Genomic DNA, 15,066 nt, shown 5'->3' with positions numbered 1-15,066 from the left:
CGTTATTTGAATTAATTTTCGAAAAAAAGTTCAAAATAATGCATTTATATGCAATAAATAAATATATTTGCTCAACAACCATTAAAAAAACCAAATAATCATGAAAAAATTATTCCTTATTTCATTGTTGGTTTTGTTCATTCAAGTAACATTTGGGCAAACAAAAACAATTACCGGAACTGTAAAAAACAAGGCGGACGGGTTTCCTATACCTGGAGTTAGTATCCTTATTCAGGGAACTAAAACAGGTACGACTACCGACTTTGACGGAAACTACAGTATCCCTGCCTCACCAGGGCAAAGCTTAGTTTTCAGCTACATGGGATCTGAGACGCAAGTGGTAAAAATTGACGGGCAAGCAAAAATCAACGTTTCTCTTGCTGAGGCTACTTCAAAGCTGGACGAAGTTGTTATTGTGGGATTCTCTTCTCAGAAGAAAACAAACTTAACCGGAGCTGTTGCCTCAATCGATGTAGCTAAAACAATTGGAAGCCGACCTGTTACAGATGTAAGCAAAGCTTTACAAGGTACTACACCGGGTGTAAATGTTAGTTTTAACTCAGGGAATATCAATCGTACGGCAAATATCAATATACGTGGAGCCGGAACTATTAATGGTTCAGACGCTCCTTTAATATTGGTTGATGGGGTCCCTACAGATTTATCACTTATCAATCCAAATGATATTGCAACCATGACGGTACTTAAAGATGCAGCTTCGGCTTCTATCTACGGTGCACGTGCTGCTTTTGGAGTAGTTTTAATTACAACTAAAGGAGGAAAAACAGGAGAAGGAAAAGTGAGATTTTCTTATTCTGCCAATACGGCTTTCGTAAATCCTATTTCTACCTTAAAATTCTTAGATCCAACAGAAGAAATTCCGGGACTAATTGCTGCAGGAACACGTACCGATGGTGCTGTACCGGAAATTTTTGGTGCAAACTACGCTACTTTACTAGAGGGAATTAAAGGCTGGAAAGAAAAATATGCACACAATCGTACCAGTAATGAAATGGTTTATGGTGAAGACTGGGAGATTAAAAATGGTACGCCTTATTTCTACAGAGTTTGGGATGCTAATAAAGAATTGTATGCGAGCAATGCGCTTCAGACTACTCACAATCTTTCGGCACAAGGTAACTTAGGAGATAAAAGTTCTTTCTTTGCTTCATTTGCACTTGCTAACCAAGATGGTATGTTAAGAGTAAACCAGGAACAAAGACAAAGAACCAACATCAATTTAGGATTCACTACAAAATTGGCCGATTGGCTTACGGGTGATTTCAAAGTAATGACTATTAACAGTACATATGACCAGCCATTTAACTACTACGGCGGTTCTGGTACTGATGATACAGGGTATGGAGGTTATTTTGGATATGCGCTTCGTTGGGGACAATATTTTCCTAATTTCGGAACCTACAGAGGCTATAATTTCCGTACTGCGGGAGGATATATATCTAATGCTTCAAGAAATGAAAACATACAACGTAACAACAGGTTAAGTGCAAAATTTACAGCAGATATCACTAAAGATTTTAATGTTATTGCTGAAATAAGTAACGTAACTAATTCTTACAACAGAAAACAAAATGGTGGTAAATTCTTAGCCTGGGACAGCTGGTCTGCAATGCCATATGATGCGACCACGATTCAAACTGCTGTACCTGCAACTCTTGAAGCAGGAAATGACTATGTAGCACAATCTAAATCAGAGTCAGTTACCAATGTTGTAAATATATATGCGAACTATAAAAAACAAATAGACAAACATAGTTTTAAAGTTTTAGGAGGTTTTAACTCTGAGTGGCAGGATTTCTCTCGTAACTATGCCAGAAGAAATACACTTTTAGACAAATCAAAACCAGAATTTAATCTTGCAGTAGGAGAACAATTTGTTTCAGGAGCTGCAAATACTTCTTTGAATCCCGCAGAAACAACATATTCTATTGCAGGTTTCTTTGCTCGTATCAATTACGACTATAACGGAATTTACTTATTAGAATTAAATGCTCGTTACGATGGTTCTTCAAAATTCCCTACCAACGAACAATGGGGATTCTTCCCTTCTGCTTCTGTAGGATATAAAATTGTGAATGAAAAATTTATGGAAAGCACACGTGGTTGGTTAAACGACCTTAAAATACGTGGTTCTATTGGTGCAATCGGAAATCAAAACGTAGGGAACAATGCTTTCTTATCTATCCTGAATTCTACAAATCCATCATGGGTAAACAGCGGATCTACAATTCCTCCTTCGACAACTTTACCAACTAACGTTGACCCATCATTAACCTGGGAAAAAGTATACACAAAAGATGTGGGTATTGATGTTAAAATATTTGATATGCTTGGTGCTTCTTTCGACTGGTACCAACGTGATACTAAAGGAATGTTGGCTCCTGGTATAACACTTCCGGGTTCTTTTGGCCAAAGTGCTGCACAAACTAACTCAGGAAACATGAGAACAAGAGGTTGGGAATTGTCTTTGAACTTTAATAAAAACTTAAGCGAAAATGCTTCGGTATTTGTTGATTTGGCGTTATCAGATTACAAGTCGGTAGTTACAAAATGGAATAATAGTTCAAAATTATTAAGTACTTATTATGATGGATATGAAATTGGACAAATCTGGGGTTTAACCAGTGACAGACTTCTTCAGGCTGATGACGTAATCACTAACAATGGTAAAACAGTAAACGGAATTGATTACTCTAAAACAATGTTAGGTAATTTTAAATACGGAGCTGGTGATGTACATTATGTAGATACAAATGGTGATGGAACAATCTCACGTGGTGCAGGTACTGCAGACGATCATGGAGATTTAAGTAAAATTGGTAATACAACGCCACGTTACAAATATGGTATTACATTAGGTGGAAAATATAGAGGATTTGATGTTTCAGGTTTCTTCCAAGGGGTTGGAAAACGTGATTACTGGGCTGCTTCAGATGCTGTGTTACCTTTCTATCGTGCACCTCAGCAAATGTATGCTAATCAAGCTGATTACTGGACACCTGAAAATACCGATGCTTACTGGCCTAATCCTTATTATGGTAATGAATCAACTGCTTTTGGAGGTAGTACCAATGGTATGAACAACTTCGTTACACAAACAAGATATTTATTAAACATGTCTTATTTACGTTTAAAAAATGTAACTCTTGGATATTCTTTACCAGCAGATGTCGTAAAAAAGGCTGGTTTAGAAAAAGTAAGATTGTATGCTTCAGGTGAAAATTTATTGACATGGGCAGATAACCGTCTTCCTGTAGATCCTGAAATTGACGAAACTGAAGTTTTCTGGGGAAGAGCTTATCCTTATACCAAAACAATATCTTTTGGTGTTGAGCTATCTTTCTAATACTAACTATTCAAAACTTTTAAAATGAAAAAATCAATTATAAAATCAAGATTTCTGCTGATGATTGCTGCCACTACAGTAGCAATGAGCGCAGGTAGTTGTTCAGACTATCTAACAGATGATCCTGCAGATAAATTTACAAACGATAACTTTTGGCAAACAGAAGATAATGTTAGAACTTTTTCCTGGAGCAACTACGATACCTTTTATGGTTACGGAAATGGTACAACAATAGGACTTTCTTCTTTCTATTATCATGGTAGTGATTTTAAAGTAGATGATAATTTATCAGCTTTTACTTTTTATCAAATGCCAATTACAGCAAGTACTACCAATCAATATTCCTGGAATGATTACTACACGCTTATTCGTCGTTGTAATTTGATGTTAGAAAAAGTACCAACCGTGAGTATGCCTACAGAAAAAAAGAACCACTTTATTGGGGTCGCTAAATTCTTTAGAGCTTACACCTACTTTCGTTTAGTGCAAAAAATGGGAGATGTTCCGTATACTGACAGATATTTAACTCAGGGAGATCCTGCAGTTTATTCTCCTGCAATGCCAAGAGCAGAAGTTATGGACAAGGCAATTGCAGAATTAGAAGAAGCTGCAAACCTAATGCTTGTTTCAGACGATAAAAATGCTACCGTAAACAAATACACGGCTTATGCAGCTTTAAGTAATGCATGCCTTTACGAAGGAACATACAGAAAATACCAATTGGGTCAGGACGGAAGTGCGTATCTTAATAAAGCTAAAGTGGCTTCATTAGCAATAATGAACAATCCGTCTTATAAATTAAATACGGATTGGAAATCACTTTACAATTCAGTTGAATTACTTGGAAATACAGAAGTGATATTGGCAAAACGTTATTTAACAAACGTATTGATGCACTCTCTTCAAAACTACACCAATACATCAACAATTCAATACGGTTTAACAAAATGGGCTGCTGACAGTTATGTAACGACAAACGGATTACCAATTCAACAAGCCGGAAACGCACAATATACGGGTGATGATAACGTAACTAAAACTTTTGCAAACAGAGATCCGCGTTTTGGTAAAACCGTAAATCCTGCGAACTACGGTTATAAAGGAAAACCTTTTGGTACAACTGCTTTAGTTTCGATGTCAGGATATGTATTCGAATTGTACAATAATCCTGCTACAACAGGTCCTGATGTTACTACAGGAGGACGTAATTATACTGATGCTCCAGTATTTACACTAAGCGAAGTATATTTAAATTATGCCGAAGCTTGTGCTGAATTGGGTACAGCTACCAATAACGATCTTGATATTTCGATCAATAAAGTACGTGCACGTGCAGGAATTGCCGCTTTGACAACTGACGGAAATAATGCATCTGCAGGAAATGTAGTTATCAATGACCCACGAAGAACCTCAACTTTAGAGCAAATCTCTGGTGTTGTTAGTCCGCTAATCTGGGAAGTACGTCGTGAACGTCAAATAGAATTTATGAGCTGGACTACTTTAAGACAAGCTGATATTTACCGTTGGAAAAAAGGAGATTATCTTGATACTTCAAAAAATCCTGACGTAAATCTTGGAGCCAGAATTGGTACTCCTGTTGGATCACAAACTGTAGTTGACGGTAACGGATATGTGAAAATTTATCCTGCAAGTACAAGAACCTTTGAACCAAAACATTATTTAATGAATATCCCAACTAATGATATTGATTTATATAAAGCTCAAGGTGTTACATTAAAACAAAACCCGGGCTGGTAATCCTCAGTTACCAAACCCATCAATAATACACTACCTCTGGGCACTAAAACCAGAGGTAGTATTTTAAAATTATTTCTTTGTAAAAAGACATAGCAGCATCTGACAAAAATAAAATACAGGTCTAAAAATCATAGACTTCTCTTTCCAGAATACCACACTACATCATCAAATCAAAAAAAGATACACTACCAATCAAATAATAATATAATTTTATTGAGTCAATTTTTGTCTTCTCACTACTAAACTGTAATTTAAAATGATAAAATTCATAGCAAAAAGTGTCTTTATAGTAACTTCTGTAATGTACACACCGTCTTATTCCAATTCATTTCAAAAAGCTGCAAAAAATAATCCTCACGAAATTACAGCCCCTTCCATTAAAACCGGAGCTGATAATTACGAAAAGTACCTGCCTTTACTGAAAGACAAAAAAGTTGGAATCGTTACGAATCAAACCGGAATTTTATCGGATAAAACACATGTGGTAGATTTTTTATTAGAAAAGAAAATTGCCGTACAAACCATTTTTGCACCCGAACACGGATTTAGAGGAACTGCAGATGCAGGCGAACATGTAGTAGACGGAAAAGATCCTAAAACAGGATTACCTATCATCTCTCTTTACGGAGACAATAAAAAACCAAAAGCGGCACAATTGGCAGGAATCGATGTTATGATATTCGATTTGCAGGATGTTGGTGCGCGTTTTTACACCTATATTTCTTCTTTGCATTATGTAATGGAAGCTTGCGCAGAAAACGGAATTCCACTTATTGTTCTGGACAGACCAAACCCAAATGGCGGTATCGTAGACGGACCGCTTCTTGAAAAAGAATTTACGAGTTTTGTGGGCATGCACCCTATTCCGCTACTTCATGGTCTGACAATTGGAGAATATTCAAAAATGATTAATGGCGAAAAATGGTTAAAAAATGCCGTTCAATGCAAACTAACTGTTATTCCTTGTGTCGATTATAAACGAACTATGCCATACAGTTTACTGGCAAAACCATCACCCAATTTACCTAATGACCAATCGATAAACCTATACGCCAGTTTATGTCTATTTGAAGGAACAAACGTAAGTATGGGACGCGGAACCGAGAAACAATTCCAAATTTATGGTTCTCCTTTTTTAAAGAAAACGAATTTCAGCTTTACCCCAAAACCAAATTTTGGAGCCAAAGATCCACTTTATAACGGAAAAGAATGTTTTGGAGAAGATTTAACTTCTTACCCAAAACTCACACAATTAGAACTTAAATGGCTGATAAAAGCCTTTCAAAATACCAGCGATAAAACGAAATTCTTCAATCAGTTTTTTACCAAACTTGCCGGGACAAAAAAATTACAACAACAAATAGAAAGCGGAGTTTCAGAAAATGAAATAAGAAAGAGCTGGCAGAAGGATTTAGAAGCCTTCAAAAAAATGAGAAAAGCTTACCTAATCTATTAAACAGCTGTTTTTCCACATAGTTCTTATGTTTATTTTAAAATAAGTGAAACGCCTTTTTTTAAAGTAATAAACTATGTTTTTATGTGTTAAAAAATTACGGTCAACGAGTAAAAATACAACCAACTAAATTGCAAAATATCGAAACCGGTTATTCGAACAACTTTGGTTTCAAAAATCAAAAAAAAGAAAAATGAAAAATAAAAATCCTGAAACTGAACAAGAATCTTTGTACAAAGACTTGGATCAAATGAGCGTGAAAGAACTTCTTACGAATATCAATACAGAAGACAAAAAAGTGCCGCAGATTATCGACGAGCAGATTCCTAAAATCGAAAAACTGGTTAAGGCAATTGTGAAAAAAATGCAGCTGGGCGGCAGATTATTTTATATTGGAGCAGGAACTTCGGGACGAATTGGTATTTTAGATGCATCAGAATGTCCGCCAACTTTTGGTGTTCCGCATGATATGATTATCGGAATTATTGCCGGTGGAGACACTGCCATTAGAAAAGCTGTTGAAAACGCCGAAGATGACACTGAACAAGCATGGAAAGACTTAGCTAAATTTGAAATTTCAAGCTTAGACTTTATTATCGGGATTGCAGCTTCAGGAAACACACCTTATGTTTTAGGCGCTTTGAAAAAAGCAAAAGAACACAACATCAAAACAGGAAGTATTTCGTGCATTAGCAACGGACTTATTGCTCAGGAAGCCGATTATCCTATTGAATTGATTGTAGGACCGGAATTCTTAACCGGAAGTACCAGAATGAAAGCCGGAACAGCTCAAAAACTTACCTTAAACATGATCTCTACATCTGTAATGATCAAACTGGGAAAAGTAAAAGGCAACAAAATGGTAGACATGCAGTTGTCTAACGAAAAACTGGTCAAACGCGGTATCAAAATGATCATGGAAGAACTTGGAATTGAATATGATTTAGCCGAAGAATTACTGCAAAAACACAAAAGCGTAAGAGCTGTTTTATTGGCTCAAAGCAAAAATCAGGAAAACTAGAACGAAACCTAACAGGTTTTTAAAACCTGTTAGGTTTAATCAACCGTTTTATTCATCTTTGATTAACGTTGATTCACCAAAATTTATCAAAAAACAAACCAAAAAACTAAAATGACACCAAGTACCATCCTCCTTCTCATCATCATTTATTTCGGAACATTATTCTACATCTCGCATCGGGTGAGTAGAAAAGACGGCGGAAATGATGCTTTTTTTACCGCCAATAAAAACTCAAAATGGTATCTGGTTGCTTTTGGGATGATAGGAACGGCACTTTCAGGAGTAACGTTTATATCTGTTCCCGGAGAAGTTGGGGCACCAAGTGGTGAACAATTCAAATATTTTCAGTTTGTTTTGGGTAATGCAATAGGTTTTATAGTAATTACAAAATTATTATTACCGTTGTATTATCGAATGAATTTAACTTCTATTTACGGATATATCGAGCAAAGAATGGGCTTTTACAGCTATAAAACCGCAGCTTCTATTTTCCTGATCAGCAGAACGGTAAGCTCGGCGTTCAGGCTTTATTTGGTTGTAATTGTATTACAGCGTTTTGTTTTCGATTTTTATCATATTCCGTTTGCCTTTACAGTACTGATTTCATTGTTGCTAATTTTTTCTTATACCTACAGAGGCGGCTTAAAAACGATTATTATAACCGATACTTTACAAACGTTTTTCCTGGTAACTTCTGTTTTTCTTACCATTTATTTCATCTGCGATCGTATGGATTTAAGTGCGATTGGCGCTTTCGAAGAAGTAAAAAACAGCAATTATTCTAAAATATTTTTCTTTGATGATTTTCTGGGAAGTAAATTCCATTTTGTCAAACAAATATTAGGAGGAATGTTTGTAACCATTGCCATGACAGGATTGGATCAGGATTTAATGCAAAAAAACCTGAGCTGTAAAAACATTGGCGAAGCACAAAAAAACATGTTCACTTTTACGGGAATCTTTGTTGTCATCAACATTTTCTTTTTGAGTGTTGGCGCTTTACTTTATATCTATGCCAACAAAAATGGCATCGCAATACCAACAGATTTACTGACCGGCAAACCAAGAACCGATTTACTTTTTCCGGAAATTGCCCTGAATCATTTGGCTACAATTCCGGCCATCGTATTTTTATTAGGAATCATAGCAGCGACATTTGCTACAACAGATTCAGCCTTAACAGCCTTAACAACTTCTTTTTGCGTTGATTTTCTAGGAATGGACAAAGCCGAAAACAGCAAGAAAAATACCGTTAGAACAAGACATTTGGTTCATATTAGTTTCTCGGCATTGATTTTCTTTGTGATCCTTATTTTCAACTCCATCAACGATAGTTCAGTAGTGGGTATGATATTCAAAGTGGCGTCTTATACGTATGGCCCATTATTAGGATTATATGCTTTTGGATTGTTCCAGAAATCAAGACATGTAAAAGATAAATTTGTTCCTGTAATTTGCTTATTATCGCCTTTCTTTACCTATTTAATAAATGAAAATTCAGCAGCATTATTTGCAGGATATGTTTTTGATAATGAATTAATTGTACTAAACGGATTGATAACGTATTTAGGATTATACCTGACAAGTTCCCGCAGCACAGAAAAAATAAGTTTTTAAAAACACCTTAAAAACACAACCCTATTGATTAATCAATTGAAACTTTTTAAATAAGTTTCAATTGCCCAAAAAATAATAAACATGAAAGATTACATCATAAAAATCAGCCTTTGTGCTTCATTTTTATTTTTAATCACCAATTGTGGCGTTTCTAAAAAAGACACTACAATTAAAGATTTAAAAACAGATCCTGTTACCAAAGATACAGTCGTTTATACGGCTCCAAAAACATCTGAGAAAAAGACTTTTTTCAAAGATTCAGATAAAGAAACTGCCTGGGTCGACAGTATTTACAGCAAAATGTCGCTTCGCGAAAAAGTAGGTCAATTGTTTATGATTTCGGCTTATTCAAATAAAGATTCTGTTCACGTAAATGAAGTAAATAAACTGGTTCAGGATTATAAAGTAGGCGGAGTAATCTTTTTTCAGGGCGGGCCGGTTCGTCAGGCGAAATTGACCAATCTGTACCAATCGAAAGCAAAAGTGCCTTTGTTCGTAGGAATTGATGCCGAATGGGGATTGGCAATGCGATTGGATTCTACTTACAGATATCCGTGGAATATGACTTTGGGCGCGATTCAGGATTTGAATTTAATTGAGAAAGTGGGTCGAAATATGGCCAACGAAAACAAGAGAATCGGAATCCATTTTAATTTTGCTCCGGTTTTAGATATTAATACCAATCCTAAAAATCCAATTATTGGGAATCGTTCTTTTGGTGAAGACAAAGTCAATGTAGCCAACAAAGCCATTGCTTTAATGAAAGGAGTTCAGAGTCAGGGCGTTTTTAGTACCGGAAAACATTTTCCCGGACACGGAGACACCGCAACCGATTCTCACCATGCTTTGCCATTAGTTAATTTTTCGAAAGAAAGACTGGAGCAAATAGAATTGTATCCGTACAAAAGAATATTCGATGAAGGTTTAGTATCGGTTATGGTTGGGCACCTTAATATCCCGAGTTTAGAGCCAATTCCAAATTTACCTTCTTCGGCTTCTTATAATGTGGTGACCAACCTGCTTCAAAAAGAATTAGGTTTCGAAGGTTTAATTTTTACCGATGGTTTAGCCATGAAAGGCGCCAGTAATTTTAAAGGTCCCGGAGATTTAGAAATTGCTGTAATTCTTGCCGGAAATGATGTTTTACTTTGTCCTGAAAATGTTCCTGTAGCGGTGCAAAAACTGGAAGCAGCTTATAATGAAAATGTGATTACCGAGGAACGCCTCGCACATTCGGTAAAAAAAATATTGCATTACAAATTCAAAGCAGGATTAAATCATTACAAGCCTATTGACATGGCTAATATTTATACTGATCTTAATCCGTCACAAAATGATGCGCTGCATTATCAATTGTATGAAAACGCGGTTACTGTTTTAAAAAATGAAAAGGAAATATTACCTATAAAAGAACTCGATCAGAAAATTGCCTACGTAAAATTAGGCGATGATACGAACAGTACTTTTGTTTCTACATTAAAAAAATATACCGAAATAATAGAAGTTAAAGACACCAATCTTGACAGCCTGAATAAGGAATTGAGAAAATTTGACAAGGTGATTATTAGCTTTCATAAAGTAAATAAACCTTGGGAAAAACAAGAATTTACATTAACAGAAATGCTTTGGCTAAAAGAAATTGCGAAACACAACGACGTAATTCTCGACATTTTTGCCAAACCTTATTCGCTATTATCTATTTCTGATTTTGATGATATTGAAGGCTTAGTGGTTTCGTACCAAAATTCAGATATCAGTCAGGTCGTTTCGGCCGAATTACTTTTTGGTGCTATTGCATCCAAAGGAAAGCTGCCGGTATCCATCAATACTTCCTTCAAAGTAAATGACGGATTAACGACCGAAAAATTAAATCGTCTCGCTTTTACCGCTCCGGAAAATGTGAATATGAATCCCGCCATTCTATCAAAAATAGATGCTGTGGCACAAAAAGCAATCGACGGAAAAATGGCACCGGGAATGCAGATTTTGGTGGCCAGAAAAGGAAGTGTAATTTTTCAGAAATCATACGGAAATCAAACTTATGAAAATGGAAAAAAAGTGACCAATACCGATTTATATGATGTTGCTTCGATCTCAAAAATGATTTCGACATTGCCAAATGTGATGCAATTGTACGATAAAGAAAAAGTAAATCTGGACACTAAACTAAAAGATATGGTGCCGTTTTTTGCCAAAACAAACAAAGAAAATATCATTTTCAAGGATTTGTTGACGCATTATGCCGGACTTCAGGCCTGGATTCCGTTTTACAAAGCAACATTAGACAGCAATAATAATCCTTCTGAAAAATACTATCGAAAAATAGCCGAAACTGGTTTTACCACAAAAGTAGCAGACAACCTTTATATTCGAAATGATTATCACGACACTATCATGAAAATCATTGCCGATAGTCCGGTATCGCTTAAAAAAGAATACAAATACAGTGACTTTACTTTTATCATCTTAAAAGAATATCTGGAAAGAAAAACGCATAAAAAACTGGAAGATCTGAGCAAGCAGAATTTTTACAGCACACTCGGGATGAACAATACACTTTACAATCCGTTAGACAAATTCGATAAAAGCAACATTGCCCCTACAGAAGTTGATACGTATTTCAGACATCAGGTTATTCAGGGTTATGTACACGATATGGCCGCAGCAATGGAAGGCGGAGTTGCCGGTCACGCAGGAATTTTTTCGAACGCTATGGATGTTGCCAAAATGATGCAGTTGTATTTGCAAAAAGGAAATTACGGTAATAAAGAATATTTCTCTCCACAAACATTTGACGCTTTCAATACTTGTTATTATGCCAATCAGGGCGTTCAGAGAGGTTTAGGTTTTGATAAACGAATTGGTAAAGACGGACCAACCTGCGCTTGTGTATCTGCATCAAGTTTTGGTCACACCGGATTTACAGGAAACATCGCCTGGGTCGATCCTGAAACAGAAATTGTTTATGTATTTTTATCCAACAGAACCTATCCCGGAACGAATGGAGATGAGAATAAATTAGCCAAAGGAAAAATTAGAGAAGAAATTCAGCAAATTATTCAGGAAGCTATTATGGTGAAGTAAATTTTAAATTAACCCTATAAGAAATTTAAGAACATATTAGTTTTTGCTAAAATTTTTAAATGAACTTACATTCCTTATATGGTTAAAAAATATTATACACAACGAAGAATAATTTTATTAAAAAAAACAATATCATGAATGCAAATCTGGAATCACTGTATAAAATTGCCCAAAAACCATCACGAACTATTATCGGATTAATGTCCGGTACTTCATTGGATGGTTTGGATGTGGCTTTATGCGAAATTTCAGGTTCAGGCGAAAATACCAAAGTTCAATTAATTCAATTTGATACCGTTGATTATTCTGAAGAAGTAAAAACCGAAATCAGAAATGTATTTGCGAAACCCACTATCGATTTTCAGAATTTGGTTTTATTGAATGAATGGATCGGGATTCTTCATGCTAATATTATTCTGGATCGTTTGAACCATTGGAAAATTCCGGCTGAAAAAATTGATCTGGTGGCCTCACACGGACAAACTGTTTTTCATGCTCCGAAGATCTTGCATCAACAGGAAAAATTTCCAAACGGTACTTTGCAAATTGGTGACGGAGATCATATTGCTGTAAAAACCGGCATTATAACCATTTCTGATTTTAGGCAAAAACATCTTGCTACAGGCGGCGAAGGAGCACCATTGGCCGTTTACGGAGATTATTTTTTATTTAGCAAAAAAGATGAAAACCGCATTATGCTCAATATGGGCGGTATCGCTAATTTTACGTATTTATCTTCAAGCCACAATCCCGAAGAAGTTTTTGTTACCGATACAGGAACAGGAAATACCTTAATTGACGCTTTTACAAGACTTCATTTTCCTGAGAAATCGTATGATAAAGATGCCGAAATTGCGAAACAAGGCAACGTAAATCCTAATCTTTTAAAAGCCTTAAAAGAAGATGAATTCTTTGCTAAACCTTTCCCTAAAACTACAGGTCCGGAACTTTTTAGTATTGACTATGTTCGAAAAGCGCAAGCCCAAAGCAATACCCAAAATATTACTATTGAAGATTTACTCGCCACCTTAACCCGATTCAGCGCTGAAACCATCGCCGAAGCCATACATTCGGCTATAAACAACACAACGTATTCTCCTGAAACTTTCACCATTTATATGTCAGGCGGCGGAGCGCACAATCCATTATTAGTGGGCTGGCTAAAAGAATTATTGCCTTGTACTTTTGAAAATACTGATATTTTAGGAATTTCAGGCGATGCAAAAGAAGCCATATTATTTGCCATTTTAGCCAATGAAACCGTTTCCGGAGGCACTTCTGATTTTGGTCCGCGAAAAAGGATTCCGTCAGTATCGATGGGAAAAATCTCTTTTCCGAATTAAAAAAACAATCACGATTTCTCTTTTTATATCATTAACGAAACCAAAAAACAACCTCAACCAATGACAAAAGAACGTTTAATTTCACTAGATGTATTTAGAGGATTTACCATTTTATTGATGACAATCGTCAATAATCCCGGAAGCTGGGCTTCGATATATCCGCCTTTAGAACATGCCGAATGGCACGGCTGTACTCCTACCGATTTAGTATTTCCTTTTTTCGTTTTTATAATGGGAACCGCGATTCCGTTTGCAATGCCGGTAAAACATTTTGATTCAGCTGTTTTTAATAAAATTATAGTTCGTTCGTTACGAATCTTCTGTTTAGGTTTTTTTCTCGCTTTTTTCAGCCGATTCGAATTATTTGGTTTAGAAGGAATTCCGTTATTAATCCTGAGATTACTAATAACTTTTGCAGTAGCTTATGCTCTTTTAGGCAACTTTACTTTAAAAGTCAAAACCTATCTCGCAGTAGGGATTTTTGCCGTACTAATATCCTTAGCCTACAGCGGAATCGAAGCTTTTGAAGACGTAAGAATTCCTGGCGTTCTGCAACGAATAGGAATTGTATATTTCTTTACTTCTATTTTATATTTAAAAACAAACCTGAAAACACAACTTCTAGTTGCCGCATCGATTTTATTGATTTACTGGATTTTGATGGCTTTTGTTCCGGTTCCGGGATTTGGTCCTGCCAATTTCGACAAAGGAACTAATCTGGCTGCGTGGTTGGACAATTTACTTTTAAACGGACATTTATGGGCTTCTAGTAAAACCTGGGATCCTGAAGGAATTTTGAGCACTTTGCCAGCCATTGGTACAGGAATCATGGGAATGTTTATTGGTCAAATATTAAACCTGCAAATCGCCAAAATCGAAATTGTAAAAAAATTAGCCATCGCCGGAGTTTCTTTATTGATTCTGGGTCTACTCTGGAACACCTTTTTCCCAATAAACAAATCGCTTTGGACAAGCTCATATGTTTTGTACACGGCCGGAATCGCCACAATATGTTTGACGATATTATACTACATAATAGATGTTGCCAATTATACAAAATGGACCAAACTGTTTTTGATCTGGGGCGTAAATCCTATGATTGTATTTTTCTTTTCAGGAATTATTCCGAGAGCGTTGAGTGCAATTAAGGTTCAAAGTCCGGAAATAGCGTCAGAAGAAATCAGTCTTCAAACTTCGATTTACAAATACGGAATTGCAACCTGGTTCGAAAATCCGTTGAATGCGTCTTTGGCTTATGCACTTATATATGCTGTTTTTTGGTCTTGCATTTTATGGGTTTTCTATAAAAAGAAATTGATTTTTAAAGTTTAAAAAACGTTATCCATGCAAACACGAATTTCACGAATTAGCATGAATTTTTCATGAAAATGATTGTCCTAGCCCCGATAGAAGTGGAAATCCT

General features: G+C 35.9%; 8 protein-coding genes. All 8 read left to right on the top strand.

The features are described 5' to 3' along the window. Positions 1-100 precede the first annotated feature (100 nt). The 8 genes from ACIDC4_RS07445 (at position 101) to ACIDC4_RS07410 (ending at position 14,975) form a co-directional block, all read left to right on the top strand. Positions 101-3,367: a SusC/RagA family TonB-linked outer membrane protein gene (locus ACIDC4_RS07445; protein WP_412042603.1), complete on the top strand. Its 3,267-nt coding sequence runs from the start codon at positions 101-103 to the stop codon at positions 3,365-3,367. A gap of 24 nt (positions 3,368-3,391) precedes the next feature. Continuing rightward, entirely contained in the window at positions 3,392-5,125 is a 1,734-nt protein-coding gene (locus ACIDC4_RS07440; protein WP_412042604.1) for a RagB/SusD family nutrient uptake outer membrane protein, read from the top strand. A gap of 256 nt (positions 5,126-5,381) precedes the next feature. Beyond that, on the top strand, positions 5,382-6,581 hold the full coding sequence (locus ACIDC4_RS07435) for an exo-beta-N-acetylmuramidase NamZ family protein (protein ID WP_412042605.1): 1,200 nt from the start codon (positions 5,382-5,384) through the stop codon (positions 6,579-6,581). Between the two features lie 190 nt (positions 6,582-6,771). Beyond that, the gene (gene murQ / locus ACIDC4_RS07430; protein ID WP_230040346.1) at positions 6,772-7,599 is read left to right on the top strand and encodes an N-acetylmuramic acid 6-phosphate etherase; all 828 of its coding nucleotides are present in this window, start codon (positions 6,772-6,774) and stop codon (positions 7,597-7,599) included. A 111-nt stretch (positions 7,600-7,710) separates the two neighbouring features. Beyond that, positions 7,711-9,216, top strand: a complete 1,506-nt coding sequence (locus ACIDC4_RS07425) for a sodium:solute symporter (RefSeq protein WP_230040348.1) — start codon at positions 7,711-7,713, stop codon at positions 9,214-9,216. 81 nt (positions 9,217-9,297) lie between these two features. Continuing rightward, positions 9,298-12,300 (top strand): serine hydrolase domain-containing protein, encoded by a 3,003-nt coding sequence (locus tag ACIDC4_RS07420; protein ID WP_412042606.1) that lies wholly within the window; start codon positions 9,298-9,300, stop codon positions 12,298-12,300. Positions 12,301-12,434: 134 nt separating this feature from the next. Next, positions 12,435-13,643 carry an anhydro-N-acetylmuramic acid kinase gene (locus ACIDC4_RS07415; protein WP_412042607.1) on the top strand — a complete coding sequence of 403 codons (1,209 nt, stop codon included), beginning with the start codon at positions 12,435-12,437 and terminating at the stop codon, positions 13,641-13,643. Positions 13,644-13,703: 60 nt separating this feature from the next. Continuing rightward, the gene (locus ACIDC4_RS07410; RefSeq protein ID WP_412042608.1) at positions 13,704-14,975 is read left to right on the top strand and encodes an acyltransferase family protein; all 1,272 of its coding nucleotides are present in this window, start codon (positions 13,704-13,706) and stop codon (positions 14,973-14,975) included. The last annotated feature ends 91 nt before the right edge of the window (positions 14,976-15,066 follow it).

The sequence above is a fragment of the Flavobacterium sp. C3NV genome, assembly GCF_046825355.2.
Classification (GTDB): Bacteria; Bacteroidota; Bacteroidia; order Flavobacteriales; family Flavobacteriaceae; genus Flavobacterium.
Note: the sequence above shows the minus strand (reverse complement) of the source record. Positions and strands in the feature narration are given on the sequence as shown.